This is a genomic window from Mesorhizobium sp. M00.F.Ca.ET.216.01.1.1, assembly GCF_004010325.2.
Lineage (GTDB): Bacteria > Pseudomonadota > Alphaproteobacteria > Rhizobiales > Rhizobiaceae > Mesorhizobium.
Genome location: NZ_SADR02000014.1, coordinates 59,931 through 73,566, shown reverse-complemented (window position 1 = coordinate 73,566; position 13,636 = coordinate 59,931). Strand labels below are relative to the sequence as shown.

Annotated in this window: 12 protein-coding genes and 1 pseudogene; 4 read left to right on the top strand and 9 right to left on the bottom strand. The window is 61.0% G+C overall.

Features of this window, described 5'->3' with window-relative positions:
* Window positions 1-41 precede the first annotated feature (41 nt).
* A complete protein-coding gene (groL, locus tag EN859_RS19015) occupies window positions 42-1,709 on the top strand; it encodes a chaperonin GroEL (RefSeq protein WP_126089904.1) in 1,668 nt (555 codons plus the stop codon).
* Between the two features lie 149 nt (window positions 1,710-1,858).
* Here the strand turns inward: groL and EN859_RS19010 are convergent, their stop codons facing one another.
* From EN859_RS19010 to EN859_RS39320, 4 genes and pseudogenes are all read right to left on the bottom strand, one after another.
* A complete protein-coding gene (locus EN859_RS19010; protein ID WP_051695374.1) occupies window positions 1,859-2,860 on the bottom strand; it encodes a zincin-like metallopeptidase domain-containing protein in 1,002 nt (333 codons plus the stop codon).
* Window positions 2,861-3,336: 476 nt separating this feature from the next.
* Entirely contained in the window at window positions 3,337-3,531 is a 195-nt protein-coding gene (locus EN859_RS39330) for a hypothetical protein (RefSeq protein WP_051695369.1), read from the bottom strand.
* A gap of 82 nt (window positions 3,532-3,613) precedes the next feature.
* Entirely contained in the window at window positions 3,614-3,871 is a 258-nt protein-coding gene (locus EN859_RS39325) for a thioredoxin domain-containing protein (RefSeq protein WP_236370634.1), read from the bottom strand.
* A gap of 877 nt (window positions 3,872-4,748) precedes the next feature.
* Window positions 4,749-5,720 (bottom strand): annotated as a pseudogene (locus tag EN859_RS39320) (cation:dicarboxylase symporter family transporter); the annotation flags it as partial.
* 710 nt (window positions 5,721-6,430) lie between these two features.
* On the opposite strand from EN859_RS39320, the gene EN859_RS18995 reads away from it, so the two are divergent.
* A complete protein-coding gene (locus EN859_RS18995; protein ID WP_029354905.1) occupies window positions 6,431-6,820 on the top strand; it encodes a hypothetical protein in 390 nt (129 codons plus the stop codon).
* 488 nt (window positions 6,821-7,308) lie between these two features.
* On the opposite strand, the gene EN859_RS18985 is transcribed toward EN859_RS18995, so the two are convergent.
* Window positions 7,309-7,905, bottom strand: coding sequence for a Crp/Fnr family transcriptional regulator (locus EN859_RS18985; RefSeq protein WP_348632930.1), 597 nt, complete (start codon window positions 7,903-7,905; stop codon window positions 7,309-7,311).
* Between the two features lie 643 nt (window positions 7,906-8,548).
* Between EN859_RS18985 and EN859_RS39315 the strand changes: the two genes are divergently transcribed.
* Window positions 8,549-8,797, top strand: coding sequence for a DUF6074 family protein (locus EN859_RS39315; protein ID WP_029354901.1), 249 nt, complete (start codon window positions 8,549-8,551; stop codon window positions 8,795-8,797).
* Window positions 8,798-9,161: 364 nt separating this feature from the next.
* On the opposite strand, the gene EN859_RS18975 is transcribed toward EN859_RS39315, so the two are convergent.
* From EN859_RS18975 to panB, 4 genes are all read right to left on the bottom strand, one after another.
* On the bottom strand, window positions 9,162-9,794 hold the full coding sequence (locus tag EN859_RS18975; protein ID WP_029354900.1) for an acyl-homoserine-lactone synthase: 633 nt from the start codon (window positions 9,792-9,794) through the stop codon (window positions 9,162-9,164).
* A gap of 92 nt (window positions 9,795-9,886) precedes the next feature.
* Window positions 9,887-10,585 carry a LuxR family transcriptional regulator gene (locus EN859_RS18970; protein ID WP_348628457.1) on the bottom strand — a complete coding sequence of 233 codons (699 nt, stop codon included), beginning with the start codon at window positions 10,583-10,585 and terminating at the stop codon, window positions 9,887-9,889.
* Window positions 10,586-10,703: 118 nt separating this feature from the next.
* On the bottom strand, window positions 10,704-11,612 hold the full coding sequence (panC, locus tag EN859_RS18965; RefSeq protein WP_126089905.1) for a pantoate--beta-alanine ligase: 909 nt from the start codon (window positions 11,610-11,612) through the stop codon (window positions 10,704-10,706).
* On the bottom strand, window positions 11,609-12,445 hold the full coding sequence (gene panB, locus EN859_RS18960) for a 3-methyl-2-oxobutanoate hydroxymethyltransferase (RefSeq protein WP_126089906.1): 837 nt from the start codon (window positions 12,443-12,445) through the stop codon (window positions 11,609-11,611). Before panB ends, panC begins: the two co-directional genes overlap by 4 nt.
* 171 nt (window positions 12,446-12,616) lie before the next feature.
* On the opposite strand from panB, the gene EN859_RS18955 reads away from it, so the two are divergent.
* Window positions 12,617-13,579: a hypothetical protein gene (locus tag EN859_RS18955; RefSeq protein ID WP_095521262.1), complete on the top strand. Its 963-nt coding sequence runs from the start codon at window positions 12,617-12,619 to the stop codon at window positions 13,577-13,579.
* Window positions 13,580-13,636 lie beyond the last annotated feature (57 nt).

Sequence of the window (13,636 nt, the reverse complement as noted above, 5' to 3'; positions counted from 1 at the left end):
GAATTCCCGGGCTCGATTGAAGCCCCTGCCAGGAGCTAAAAATGGCTGCCAAAGACGTAAAATTCTCCCGTGATGCCCGCGAGCGCATGCTGCGCGGCGTCAACATCCTCGCCGACGCGGTGAAGGTCACGCTCGGCCCCAAGGGCCGCAACGTCGTCATCGACAAGTCGTTCGGCGCCCCGCGCATCAGCAAGGACGGCGTCACCGTCGCCAAGGAAATCGAGCTTGAGGACAAGTTCGAGAACATGGGCGCGCAGATGGTCCGCGAAGTTGCTTCGAAGACCAACGACATCGCCGGCGACGGCACCACGACCGCGACCGTTCTGGCGCAGTCGATCGTCCAGGAAGGCCACAAGGCGGTTGCCGCCGGCATGAACCCGATGGACCTGAAGCGCGGCATCGACCTCGCGGTAACCGACGTCGTTGCGACGCTGATCAAGAACGCCAAGAAGATCAAGACCTCCGAAGAGGTTGCCCAGGTCGGCACCATCGCCGGCAACGGCGATGCTTCGGTCGGCAAGATGATCGCCGAAGCAATGCAGAAGGTCGGCAACGAAGGCGTCATCACGGTTGAGGAAGCCAAGACCGCCGAGACCGAACTCGAAGTCGTCGAAGGCATGCAGTTCGACCGCGGCTACCTCTCGCCCTACTTCGTCACCAACGCCGACAAGATGGTTGCCGAGCTCGAGGACGTCTACATCCTCCTGCACGAGAAGAAGCTGTCCAACCTCCAGGCCATGCTGCCGGTTCTCGAAGCCGTCGTGCAGACCTCGAAGCCGCTGCTCATCATCTCGGAAGACGTCGAAGGCGAGGCTCTGGCCACGCTGGTCGTCAACAAGCTGCGTGGCGGCCTGAAGATCGCCGCCGTCAAGGCGCCGGGCTTCGGTGATCGCCGCAAGGCCATGCTGGAAGACATCGCCATCCTCACCGGTGGCCAGGTCATCTCGGAAGACCTCGGCATCAAGCTCGAGAATGTCGGCCTCAACATGCTCGGCCGCGCCAAGAAGGTGTCGATCTCCAAGGAGAACACCACCATCGTCGACGGCGCCGGCAAGAAGGCCGAGATCCAGGGCCGCGTTGCCCAGATCAAGCAGCAGATCGAAGAGACCACTTCGGACTACGACAAGGAGAAGCTGCAGGAACGTCTGGCCAAGCTCGCCGGCGGCGTTGCGGTGATCCGCGTCGGCGGTGCGACGGAAGTCGAAGTCAAGGAAAAGAAGGACCGCGTCGATGACGCCCTCAACGCGACCCGCGCGGCCGTCGAAGAAGGCATCGTTGCTGGTGGTGGCGTCGCGCTGCTGCGCGCTTCGGCCAACATCAAGGCCACCGGCGTCAATGCCGACCAGGCCGCCGGCATCAACATCGTTCGTCGTGCGCTGCAGGCTCCGGCCCGCCAGATCGCGGCCAACGCCGGTGCGGAAGCATCGATCGTTGCCGGCAAGATCCTTGAGAACAAGGGCGCGACCTTCGGCTACAACGCCCAGACCGGCGAATATGGCGACATGATCGCCATGGGCATCGTCGATCCGGTCAAGGTTGTCCGCACCGCTCTCCAGGACGCGGCCTCGGTGGCCGGCCTGCTGGTCACCACCGAAGCCATGATCGCGGAGGCTCCGAAGAAGGAGTCGGCTGGCGGCGGCGGCATGCCTGGCGGCATGGGTGGCGGCGGCATGGGCGGCATGGGCGGCATGGGCGGTATGGATTTCTAATCCAGCTCTGGCAGCTTTCGCAACGAGGGGCGGCAGCAATGCCGCCCTTTTTTTGCGAACCTCGATCCGATAAACGATCGGCGCCAACGCCGGCCATGTTAGCGCAACCTCAAAAGAACTGTCGAGTTGGTTGCGCGGCTTTTGCGTCATCAGAGGCGCAAGGCGGCCGCGTGTGATGATTGCGCGCTTCCATAGGCGGTTTCGGCATGTGCCTCGCCTTCGACATCGGCATTGCGGCCAAGCAGGAAATCGGCGGCTTTCGAGGCATGGCTTGCGGCGCGGAAGATGGCGCGGTTGTCCTCGCGCAAAACCGTCAGCCATGAGCCGATGTAGTCGGCATGGCGCACGGTCGGCTCGATGCCGAGACTGCTGCAGATGAAGGCTGATGCGATTTCGGCGACCAGTTCCTCGCGCGCATAGGTGTTGGACCCGAAGGAGCCGGACAGGTCGCGCGCGAGTCGCGTCGGGTGGCCGGTCCAGTGGCCAAGCTCGTGAAAGCAGGTCCGGTAATAGTCGATCTGGTGGAAGAAAGCCGGCTGCGGCGGCACCTGTATGGTGTCGCTGCCGGGCATGTAGAAGGCGCGCTCGCCGCCGATGCGAAAATCAGCGCCGGTTGCATGAATGAGCGCCTCGGCCTGCGGGACCATCTCGCGCTCAGGCAGAGGCTCGCCGGCGGCATAAAGATGTTCGGGCAGATTATCGCACTGCGCGACATTGAAGACGGTAAAGCGCTTCAGGAAGGGCACCGCCTGCGGTTCGTCGCCATCGGTGTCGGCGCGTTGCTTTTCGTTCTTGGGAACAAAGCGGTCAGCGTGAACGATGGTGGTGCCGTGCTCACCCTTCCTGACATTGCCACCTAGGGAAAGCGCCTGCCGGAAGGTGAGCCAGTTCTGGCTGGGGAAACCGCGATCGATGACCCCGCCCCACAGGATCAGGATATTGATGCCGGAATATCGGCGCTGGGTGGCCGCATTCCGCGGCAGGCCGAGGCCTGTCCTTGCCCTGCCCCACGGCTTGACCCATGGCACGGTGCCGCGCTCCAGTTCGGCAATGATGCGGTCGGTGATTTCCTGATAAAGGCTGGCGCCGGTGCGCCCGCCACTCTCTGCGCCAGCCTGTCGGCTGCCGCAACGTTTGTTGTTTGCACGCATCGTGATGTCCTCCGCTCTTCAATCGCGCCCTCCCCGGAAGCGGGGTGGGCGGCGAAAGCGACCGGAAAGGCCCGACGTCGGAGGCGGACTGCATCCGCAGGACCGGAACGGAGTGGAGGACCCGAAGCGAAAGCGAAGGGTTGCGGGACGCCGCGGCGGGCCTAGAAGGGAGTGCTGCCCGCCCTGCGCCACCGGGGAAGGCCACGATAAAAACGACGCCGGCCGACAGGCCGGCGACCGTCAGCAGCCGAAGGCTGCCCCGCGCCAGGGGGCGAAGCCGCAGGGCCAAGACCGCCTGAGCCTGGCGAAGATAAGCGGGCTCGGTTCACGAGCACCCGGCCAGCGCCTTCAGGCGCGGGCGCTCAGGATTGTTGTTGGCGCCCACGGCAGCTGGATGACCGCAACAAGATGCCGAGGAGCAACAGCAAAGCCAGCTGCCACAAACGGCACGCTCCGGCAACAACAGCGTGGCCGATCTACAGATGCTGCCCCGCACGAGAGCCTGCACGCTTTGAGCGCGCATCGGCGAGCAAGCGTTGCAAGCTGGCCATGTCGACCAGGTGGGCGATCACTATATCGCCGACCACCAACGCGGGCGTACGGTCGATGTGCAGACCTTTCGCGAGTGCGCGGACGCGCGCAAGTTCATCTGCGATGGCCGGATCTTGCATTCCCGCTTGAGCTGCTCCACGTCAAGGCCCACACGCGCTGCGATCTTGAGAGTGATCCTTTCAATGATCCAACTGGGGGAAGTCATAAGGGCGCGGTGGAATTCGTCGAACTTTCCCTGTTTTCTCGAGGCGAGTGCGATTGGGAATCCGGTCCCAGGACCGGGAACCGTCTGATCACAAGCTTCAGATTGGGATCATTCTTGAAGGCTTTTTGGTAGTTGAGATCTGCCAGTCTGCAATGCGGACAGTTGTGGTAGTCATTGAATATGACCAGAACGGCATCGCCTTGCGGGTTGCCGGCGATTGGCGAAGGGGGTCGTTGTCGAATGCGCCGCTCCACTTTTGCCTGTCGATCGACCACGCCTGCCGGTGCAGGTTCGCGCTATATTGGCTCGCCAGCACGGCGAGGAGTAAAAGAAGAGCTGCGACAGTGATGGCAGTCGGCTTAGACATGAGTCTCCAATCCATGGACGGCGTGGCAGCAACGGCCCGCCTTTTGGTGTAAAATGCTTTTGATCGAGCCCCGCACTTGCCACAGGGCGCAGTCGCGAGGGCGCACAGCTATAGATGCCGGTGCGCTCTGGCGGTTTCTGGAAAGATGGCCTTGCGCCATCGGGCCCACCCCACCCAGCTGAGCGTCGTTCGCGCGGGCCGGGCAACCGCGACCGCCATTCACCACGCCGGGCGACTGACCGTCCGCCCGGCAGAGCGCTGAAGGGTCCCCGGACCTTCCGGGTTGCCGGCGATTTGGCGAAGCGGGGTCGTTGACGAGTGCGCCGCTCCACTTTTGACTGTCCATTGGCACGACTGCATGGGCGGGGGCGGCCTTTCCCGCGGCGGGTGCGCGCTATTATGGCTCGCCAGCACGGAAAGCAGCACGGCGAGGAGAAAAAGGAGAACCGCGAGAGTGGTGGCCGTTGTCTTAGACATGAGGCTCCAATCCATGGACGGCGTGGCAGCAACGGCCCGCCTTTTCGGTGTAAAATGGGTCGCTTTTGATCGTGCCCCGCAGTTGCTACAGGCGCACAGGTGCGGGTGCGATCTGGCGGTTTCTCAAATACGGCTTTGCGCCATCGGGCCCACCCCAATAGCTGAGCGTCGTTCGCGCGGGGAACTGCGTTCACCACGCCGGGCGACTTGACCGTCCACCGCCAGAGCGCTGAACGGTCCGCTAGTGAGGCGCTCCCCGAATCGTCGTTTATCCCGCTCGCCCCAGACCGGGCGACAGCCAGCGTTGCCGCTACGCTGCGGAGAAATATCGTCAGCGCGTGGCATTCGGACATAAGCTGATCGACGCCAAGAATAAGACCCACGGAGGTGACCGGTGCGGCCGGAACAAGAAAGAGCGTTGCAGCCATTGTGACGAGGCCTGCACCGGTAATGCGGGTTGTTCCGTTCGAAGGGAACAATGCGACGAACAGCATGAGGATCCGGCAGCCGATCGGCAGATCAGTTTTCGTCGTCTGGGCGATGAAGAGGGCGGCGAGCATCATATTCGTGCCGTCCAGATTGAATGGAATGAGACCCACGACCGAATGCGTGGCGCCGGCCTTTTCCATCTTCTCCATGAGCGAGGGCAGCGCGGCCTCCGAGGAGGACGTTGCGAGCAGCAGCTCGTCCTTGATGTATCGGACGAGAGAGAAGATCGAGCGGCCGTTGTAGCGGCAGACCGCGCCGAACAGGACCGAGAAGAACAAGACTTGCAGGATGTCGCCTTCCGCGAAGGCACTGGCAATGGTTGATGGGATGATGTTCATCAGGAAGCTGGTCACGGACTGCTCGTGAGCCGTGGCCACATAGCCCTTAACGGCTTGGACATCGAGCGAGGCCGGATCGATGTTGAGGCCGGCGCCAGGCTGAACGATATTCGCGACAATCAGTCCGACAACGAGTGCAAGTGTCGAGAAGGTGAGGAAATAAACCATCGCCTTGGCGGCAACTCGGCCGACCTTCTGCAGATCGCTCATGCCGGCAATGCCGGTCGCTATTGTCAGGAAGATGACAGGTACGGTGATTATCTTGACGACATCGACGAAGGCATCGCCGAGCGGCTTCAGGCTCTGGCCGGTCTCCAAATGGAAATAGCCGATTGCAGCACCCAGGATTATGGCGGCAAGCATCTGCACGTAGGCCCGGGCAAAATGGCGCTTGCGGGCCGCTGCGTTCGCTATGGGGACTTGTGGAACCAACACCGTTTCTCTCCTTGACCGGATCGGGGTGGGGCTCCTCCTTCTCCCATGCAGTGCTCCGGTCGAACGCTGCGCCCACTTCGGCGCAAGCGATGTGCCAAATAGCAAAGAGGGGAAAACGCGCAGGACCTCTCACGCAGTGCTTGTTCGCTCTCCCGCACTCGCGCTGCGGTTGCCAGTCAACTATGGAAGGGTCCGTTCTTGGGAATTCCAAAGGTCGCTCTTTGCTTCGGCGCAGCTTGGCTGGCTGGAAGGTTCCCTGTTTGCCTTGGGGTCTGGGACCTGCGTCCAGATGGTCAACATTTTCCTGCGCGCCGCACGGGGCTCCAAAGATTCAATCGAGGACGGGCCCTCTTCGAAAACGGCGGCAGCGTTGGTCAAGCCCTTCCACCCTGCTGTCCCACCAAGGGTGTTCAGAAGCTCAGTTCACGATTAAGCGATGGATCAGCGTCATCTGGCGTTTGCGCCATCGCGGCGGCGTTGCAAGGGGTCTGCCAAGGATGAGCAAGCCGCGAGGCAGGGCCCGAGACCTAGACTCCATCCTCATCAACAGCGCTCGGCTCGCGTTAGGAATGTTCGAACCGCAGCACGATCAGGTGGCCACACCGTTGGTCGGAACCGGAACCCGACGAATGATCGTTCGTGACCGACATCTGTGAACAAGCAGTGTGTGTCATTGCAATCACCACCCATTGCGCGCAATTGCCCATATGGCCGTGAATGAACTGGATTTGGTGATTTTCCAGATGGCGGTGGAAAGCGTCCGCTTGCTCTCTTCAAGCTTTGATGAGAAGGCGGCTGAGATAGCCACGAGGAGCCGTGGTAGCCTTCTTTTCGACGTGCGGGTTGACGGTGACCTGGAGGTCCAGCGAGTCGCAGCCATTGGATATCCAGGCGACAAGATCGGTGTGGTGGCATTGGACCGAGAGGGCCTTGTTAGCTGCTGTTGCCTTGTCAATGGCACCTTCTCACCTTTCATTGCACCATTGGAGAACTGGACCAGCATGCCCCTGTCCATGCAGGCCCAGATCGATGTCACAGGCTATGCGAGGCTCCTTCTGGCCGCCCTGCGAAATGCTGGACATATGCTGGGCAGGTAGCATCACCGATGATGTCTGTGATGAGATGGTGCAGACGGCTGGATGAGGCGATCGCTTGCCGGCAGCTTTGGCCGCCAAGCGATCGGTGAGTTCGCAATGCTGGACACGTCCTGTAGACTCTGCCAGTTAAGTTAGCGGACAACCATCTGACGAATGCCCGATCTGACAGTCTGGACGGCGCGGCATGCCCTCCTAGGAATGCAGCCGTGGTTCTACTCCCTCGGCTGTTTTTGCGTCGAAGGCGACGGGCACACCGTGAACGATGGACGTCGCCGCCACCAATTCCTCAACTCGCGATCGGTCGCTTTGCACGCCGGCATAAGCGTTCGAATGGCGCGGATCGCCTGGGCGGTGGAGAGGAACCGGGCCTTGCCTCTGGACAGAACATAGGCTTCGGCGGCTTTTTCACCCGCCTCCCTGAAACTCTGACTGACACGATCTAGGACGGGAGTTCGGCAGCCTTCAAGCCTATGTCCGATACCGGACAATCAGGCAGCGGTGGCCAGGCCGAAATAACGTTGCTCCTCCTCGCCGTAAGCGCCATGCGTGAGTTCCATCAATCCGACGCGGTCGATAATCGTGACCTCGCCGCGCTTGGCACGGACAAGTCCTCGATATTCAAGCATTTGCAGGGCCGTGGTGACCCCGGGACGGCGGGCGCCGAGCATGGTCGCCAGAAATTCATGCGTCAGGTAGATCTTGTCTCCGTCAGAGCGGTCATGGATCATCAGCAACCAGCGGGCCAGCCGTTCCTCGATTTTGGAGTGGCCATTGACCAGTGCCGTCCGGGACGACTGGACAAGGAACGCGTGGGCATAGTCCAGCACTGACGTGCGCAGCGACGGGCTTTCCGCAACCGCAGGACGAATGATTTCAACCGGCAGGCGCCAGCCATTGCCTGCGACCTGGATATAGGTCTCGTTGGAAGAGCTGTCCTGTCCGAGAATGAGAGCAATTCCTGTCATCCCGTCATATCCGATAATGCCGACTTCACATTGCCGTCCGCCGGTCATGGTGGCGACCACCGAGGCGATGCCCCTCTCGGGAAAATATCCATTCCTGATCGGCTGATGCGCGATCTCCAACTGAGCCTTGATGTCCAGTTCGACGCGATGCAGCGATGGTCGCAACAGCGCGAAGTCCTCCGGCGAAAGGGATTTCAGCACCCGGTTGCGAAAAAGGGATTCGGGCAAGGCTCTCTCTCATGCGGGCAAGAGCGCGTACCTCTTACTGTCGGCTGCATCCGAAGTAACTGACGGCCGATGCCAAGCATAGGCTTCGAAACGCGCGATTGCAAAGCCCTGTCGGGGCAGTGCAGCCATGCTAGAAGTCGCGCGGCCTTACGATAGGCGCGGATGACATGATTCCCTTCTGCGGCCACCAAGAACGGCTCGGGCACGCTTTAATCATTCATACACAAGCTCGCAGGAATGTAAGCGGCGGAACAGTCGGGTGATTCGTGCCGCCCTGCCCTTTCAGAAATCAAGTCATTGGACGTCAATTCGGGCTGGAACGCCTCGTCGCGGAACGGCACAGGAAACGCAGCCGGATCAGCAATGGTGGTTCACCTTATGTGCGGTCCGGATGTGCGGTCCGGCGGCTCATCGCCCAATGGCTTGTCGAGGGGAAGTGGAACTCGTCATGTCGCCGCGAACCGTCACCGCGCTAGCGCGGCGCTTTTGAAGACGCCGGTGTTTTCTTTGTGGAACTGAAACTGTGAGGTGATTGATGCATGACTCAAACATTTGCGTATTTCCGCTGCATCGGCGACGCACATTGGTCGAAAGTATCGCCCAGGCCCTCGAGACCAAGAACGGCGAGGCGGCGAGTGCGTTCTGGCGCTGTGCTGCCAAGAAAATGCTCATTCAATTGTCCGATGTAGGAATTGCGCCAGAGTTCGCTGCGCAGGAGGTTGGAAGGCTTCTTCATGCGGTCTTGGACGATATGGCCAACCGAACGGTAATGCACATAGCATAGGCTTGGGCGCTGTTGGATCGCGCGTCAGCTCGGGTCCTTATCGGGGGACTGCTCCGACTGGCCGACGGTCCGGCCAAACCGGCATACCGGCAAAGGTTTGAGGTTGGGATCGCTCACGGCGGCCGGTCCAATATTCCAAGGCGATCTCAGAAGCCACATTGGCTTCTTTCCAAGCGGACGGGCGCCACTTTGGCGTGCTCACGCTGGACTGCGGGTTGCGCCTACGGAAATCCGAAGTCCGGCCGCGCGAGTCGATCGACCGGAACAGTCGAATGCTCGTGGGGCCGGGTCCGCTCAGCTTGACGGCGGGCGGTGGCGGCCGTGAGCAGACTTAACCCAGGTCACGGCTGACCATCCGCAGGCGCTATGCCGATTGGACGAGAACTGGTTGCCACAACACCGGCCCGTTCAGGCGTCCCCTCCAGCGGATGCGCAAGAGACTGGCGTAGGAAATCTCGAGGAAGCCGGCGACTGCCTCGGTGTTGCCGACCTGCTGGGGCTGTCCGATACGTGACAACGGCCAGGTCGCGAGACGAAGGATCCTTTCGATGCGCGTATCTGTCACCGTTACGATCCCGGAGAGATTGTTGGCCAAGCCGAATTCGATGATGCCCGCGAAGAGCTCGTAGGTTGCTTGTGCCAGGCCGCCAGCAGCCTTCGGCGCTGTCGCAGGGAGATCGAGCGCGAAACGACTACTCTCCCAGATATCGGCACTCGCAGGGACCACCATCTCATCCAGCAGCGCCGGAAACGTATCGCGCAACATAGTCGGTCCGGTGGTCGGCAAAAGGCGGACGCAGCCGCAAGTTCGCCAATCGGACCCCTTGAGAAGTAGGTAGACGGGGTTCAGGCTGTCAAACGGGTCCGTTTCCATTTCGCCTTCGGTCTGCACTTCCCAATCGAGCCGCTTCTTGAAAACCCGATACCTAAGCCCGTGCATTTCCCTGAGTTCGCTCGCGAACTCGGCGTAGCAGTCGGGTGTTATCAGCTGCATCATTGTCGTCTCCGTGCGGGATGTGTCCACGCAATCGAAGGGCAAAGCCGTCATGAATGCAGCCTGTAGACCTTTACAGCTAGCCTTGGAGAGGATCAGGATCTCGCCCGAGCAGCCATCCGCACTATGGCCTGGTTGATGGTTCGCACGCCAAGCTTCGCCTTGGCGTTTTCCTGATGGAAGGTCACGGTGCGTTTCGAGACACCGAGAATCTGGCTGATATCCCAGGCCGACTTGCCGCACGCCGCCCATTTCAGGCACTCGAACTCCCGCGGGGTGAGCGTTATGCCATCTACCACGCAATCTTCGGCGAGCCTGCGCCGGGCATGGATATGAACGTTGATCGCAACCAACTGCATTGCTTTTTCGTAGCGCGTCAGCGACCTCAAAAGTGGCGGATGCGCCTCGTTGGAGGCGAAGGTCAGTGCGGCGAACCGGCCGCGATGATCATGCATCGACATGGTCAGTCCGCCGCGAATGCCGAACTCAGCTGCTTTTTCCAGGACTTCCTGCTGCGAGGTCGGCAAATAACGGTGATCGCGGTCCACACCCCAGTCGAAGGTATCCCAGCCTCGCAGTCCCCGCAGGATCACGGGATCCACGCTGTGGTAGCGCAGTTGCAGGTAATGTGATGTCCATGATGATGGATAATTCGAGATCAATCGCGGCGTGTCGCCGGAAGCGGATGGGTAGGTGAAATAAGCGAAGAACGGAAAGTCGAACCCGGCTGCGGCGGACGCCATTGCCTCATGGAGATCGACGGCATCGACGCTTGCAGAGAGTTGCTCGACCAAGGTTTCAAATACGCGATGCATCTGCGCTTTGCGTACCTCGCGGAGGTTGCTGGAAGCCGGGCGGAGACGTGGTTCTAAATAATGGCCTGTCCCTGCAGGGCGCGACGCGCCGCCGTCATCACCGCAATTGCTGTGCTGCTTCCGATTGGAGAGAGCTCCGCGCACCTGACCAACTACCGATGGGTGATATTGCGACGTTATTGATGAGCCGCGTGTCGCCAAGCCAAGCCGCAGCAAGCAAGCGTGCCGATCGGTCAAGGCTTGCTAACGATTGCAGGTCTGTTTCTCCGCGAAGCTCCAGGTATTCGAGCTCGCGATAGCCGGCAGCCAGAATTGTTGCACGCGCTTCATCGAGCGTAGGCAGGATGGGAGAGCCGCGTGCAAGCCGCTCGGCCGTATCGAGCAGGACCGATGCTAGTTTTGGGGCAATGGCGCGTTGGGCTGGGGAGAGCCGCACGTTACGCGACGATAGCGCAAGACCATCGGCTTCGCGGACTGTCGGACAGGGCACAATAGTGATCGGAATGTCGAGGTCCCGGACCAAGCGCCTGACAAGCTGAAGTTGCTGAAAATCCTTTTCGCCAAAAAAGGCGAAGTCAGCGCCGGCCTGCAGGAAGAGCTTGGCCACGACCGTCGCCACGCCATTGAAATGGCCGGGCCGGAATGCGCCGCACAGGCATTCGCTGATGCCGGACACTGAAACGACCGTGGCGAAGCCCGCCGGGTACATTTCCTCTGCGTCCGGCACATAGAGCAGATGCGTGCCCAGCGGCGCGAGCTTGGCAGCATCTTCGCTTTCCGTCCGAGGATAGGCAATCAGGTCGGCGGGGCTGTTGAACTGCTTGGGGTTTACGAACAGCGTCACGATCACCCGCTCGGCCCTTTCAAGCGCCTTCCGCACAAGGCTCAGATGCCCGTCGTGCAAGGCTCCCATGGTCGGCACAATACCGATCGTGGCACCCGAGCGACGCCATTGCGCAACGACGGCGCGCAGCTCGCTCACGGTTCGAGCGATCGGCACGCTCATGTGAAGTCTCCGGCCTTCAAGGCGTTGACATAGAGATGTTCGACCGCCGGAAAGTGCCGGTTCCGCACATCGGTGGCGTAAGCGGCGATTGCCGCCTCAGCCTGCTCACCGAGCTCGGCATAGCGTTTGACGAACTTCGGCCGAAATGAGGTGAAGAGCCCGAGCATATCGTCGCTCACCAGAATCTGGCCGTCGCAAGCTGGCGAGGCACCGATGCCGATGGTGGGTATGTCGATATCGGCGGTTATCTGCCGTGCAAGCTGCTCCGGTATCTTTTCGAGCACCAAGGAGAAGGCGCCCGCCTCGGTTACCGCCCTGGCGTCGCGCCTGATCCGCTCTGCATCGGCTCCCCGGCCCTGCACACGATAGCCTCCGAACGTGTTTACCGCCTGCGGCGTCAGCCCCACATGGGCCATGACAGGTACGCCGCGCGCGGTAAGGAAGCGGATGGTTTCCGCGATGGTCTCGCCGCCCTCGAGCTTCACCGCTGAACAACCGGTCTCACCCATCACGCGCGCAGCGTTGCCGAAAGCGTGCTCTGGGCTTTCCTCGTAGGAACCGAAGGGCAGGTCGACGACCATCAGCGCGTGTTCAAGGCCGCGGCGAACGGCCTGTCCGTGCATGATCATCATGTCGAGCGTGACGCCCAGCGTCGACGACAGGCCGTGCAGCACCATGCCGACGCTGTCGCCGACAAGAACGATGTCGCAGTGGCGATCGAGTAGCCTCGCGACCGGCGTGGTGTAGGCCGTCAAGCATACAAGTGGCGTTTGGCCTTTTCGCAATCGAATATCTGGAGGGTTAATCCCTTTTATCTCACCAGCCGCGCTCAACCGACGCCCCCTTCCCTTACGTTACCAACAGCGGGGTCGCGTTTGGCATATTTTTGTGCGACTGCGAAGAGCTAAAAACAGTGCTTGAGTAGTACGGTGTTGACGTGCTGGCTGCCAAGGGTACATTCAATCGATTAAGGCGCTCCGTTGGGCCAACCCACTTTCGCAAACATGGATCCTCAGACAAGAAGAACCAAGAAAGGCAAAGCCGCCGTCAAAGCTGACGAAGCCAAAGTGGACCTGACTGCCGTCGTGGTCGCCGTTAACGACAGTGAGCCCTGTGTCCTCACCGTCGGTCATGCGGACACCCTCCCTTCTGGACCTTTTGCGCTTGAGCATCGATCGCTGCAGTCGGGTTTGAGGGGGTGGGTGGAGCAGCAGACTGGCCATGCACTGGGATACATCGAGCAACTCTACACCTTCGCCGATCGCGATCGCATCGGCACTGAGCGCCACCAGCGCGTCATCTCAATCAGCTATCTCGCATTGACCAGGAAGGAACAGGCAACGAACTTGACCGCGTGCGGCTGGCAAAGTTGGTACGAATATTTTCCCTGGGAGGACCACCGCTTCGGCACGCCGCCTGTGCTGCTCGATAGATTGCGGCCCCGCCTGATTGAGTGGGCCGGCAGCGCCAGCGAGCCGACCACTCAACGCGAGCGCCGGCAGCGCGCTGCGATAGCCTTCGGCTTCGACGACCGCCATTGGAACGAGGAACTCACGCTCCAACGCTACGAGTTGCTCTATGAAGCTGCTCTGATTGAAGAGGCCGGTGGCGGCAGGGACGCGATTGCGGCCGCGGCTGGCAAACCAATGGTCGCTGACCACCGTCGCATTCTGGCAACCGGGATTGCGCGGCTGCGTTCGAAGATCAAATACCGGCCGGTCGTGTTCGAGCTTATGCGGCCTTCCTTCACGCTGCTGCAACTGCAGCGAACCGTGGAAGCTCTGGCTGGCAGGCTCATCAACAAGCCCAACTTCCGGAGACTGGTCGAGCAGCAGGATCTTGTTGAGGAGACTGGGGAGACCTCCCTCGACACGGGCGGCCGACCGGCGAAGCTTTATCGCTTCCGCCATGCCGTTCTCGACGACAGGGCTATCGCCGGGACAAAATTACCGCTGGCGCGGGCTTGACATACTTATAGTCAAGGTAGACATATTCCCTTATTGTCAAACCGAATATAATCGAGG

Coding starts and splice junctions, on each gene's coding strand:
- EN859_RS39330 (WP_051695369.1), bottom strand. CDS start 3,531: ATGCAAGATCCGGCCATCGCAGATGAACTTGCGCGCGTCCGCGCACTC.
- EN859_RS18995 (WP_029354905.1), top strand. CDS start 6,431: ATGGCCGTGAATGAACTGGATTTGGTGATTTTCCAGATGGCGGTGGAA.
- EN859_RS18975 (WP_029354900.1), bottom strand. CDS start 9,794: ATGATGCAGCTGATAACACCCGACTGCTACGCCGAGTTCGCGAGCGAA.
- groL (WP_126089904.1), top strand. CDS start 42: ATGGCTGCCAAAGACGTAAAATTCTCCCGTGATGCCCGCGAGCGCATG.
- EN859_RS39315 (WP_029354901.1), top strand. CDS start 8,549: ATGCATGACTCAAACATTTGCGTATTTCCGCTGCATCGGCGACGCACA.
- panC (WP_126089905.1), bottom strand. CDS start 11,612: ATGAGCGTGCCGATCGCTCGAACCGTGAGCGAGCTGCGCGCCGTCGTT.
- EN859_RS18955 (WP_095521262.1), top strand. CDS start 12,617: ATGGATCCTCAGACAAGAAGAACCAAGAAAGGCAAAGCCGCCGTCAAA.
- EN859_RS19010 (WP_051695374.1), bottom strand. CDS start 2,860: ATGCGTGCAAACAACAAACGTTGCGGCAGCCGACAGGCTGGCGCAGAG.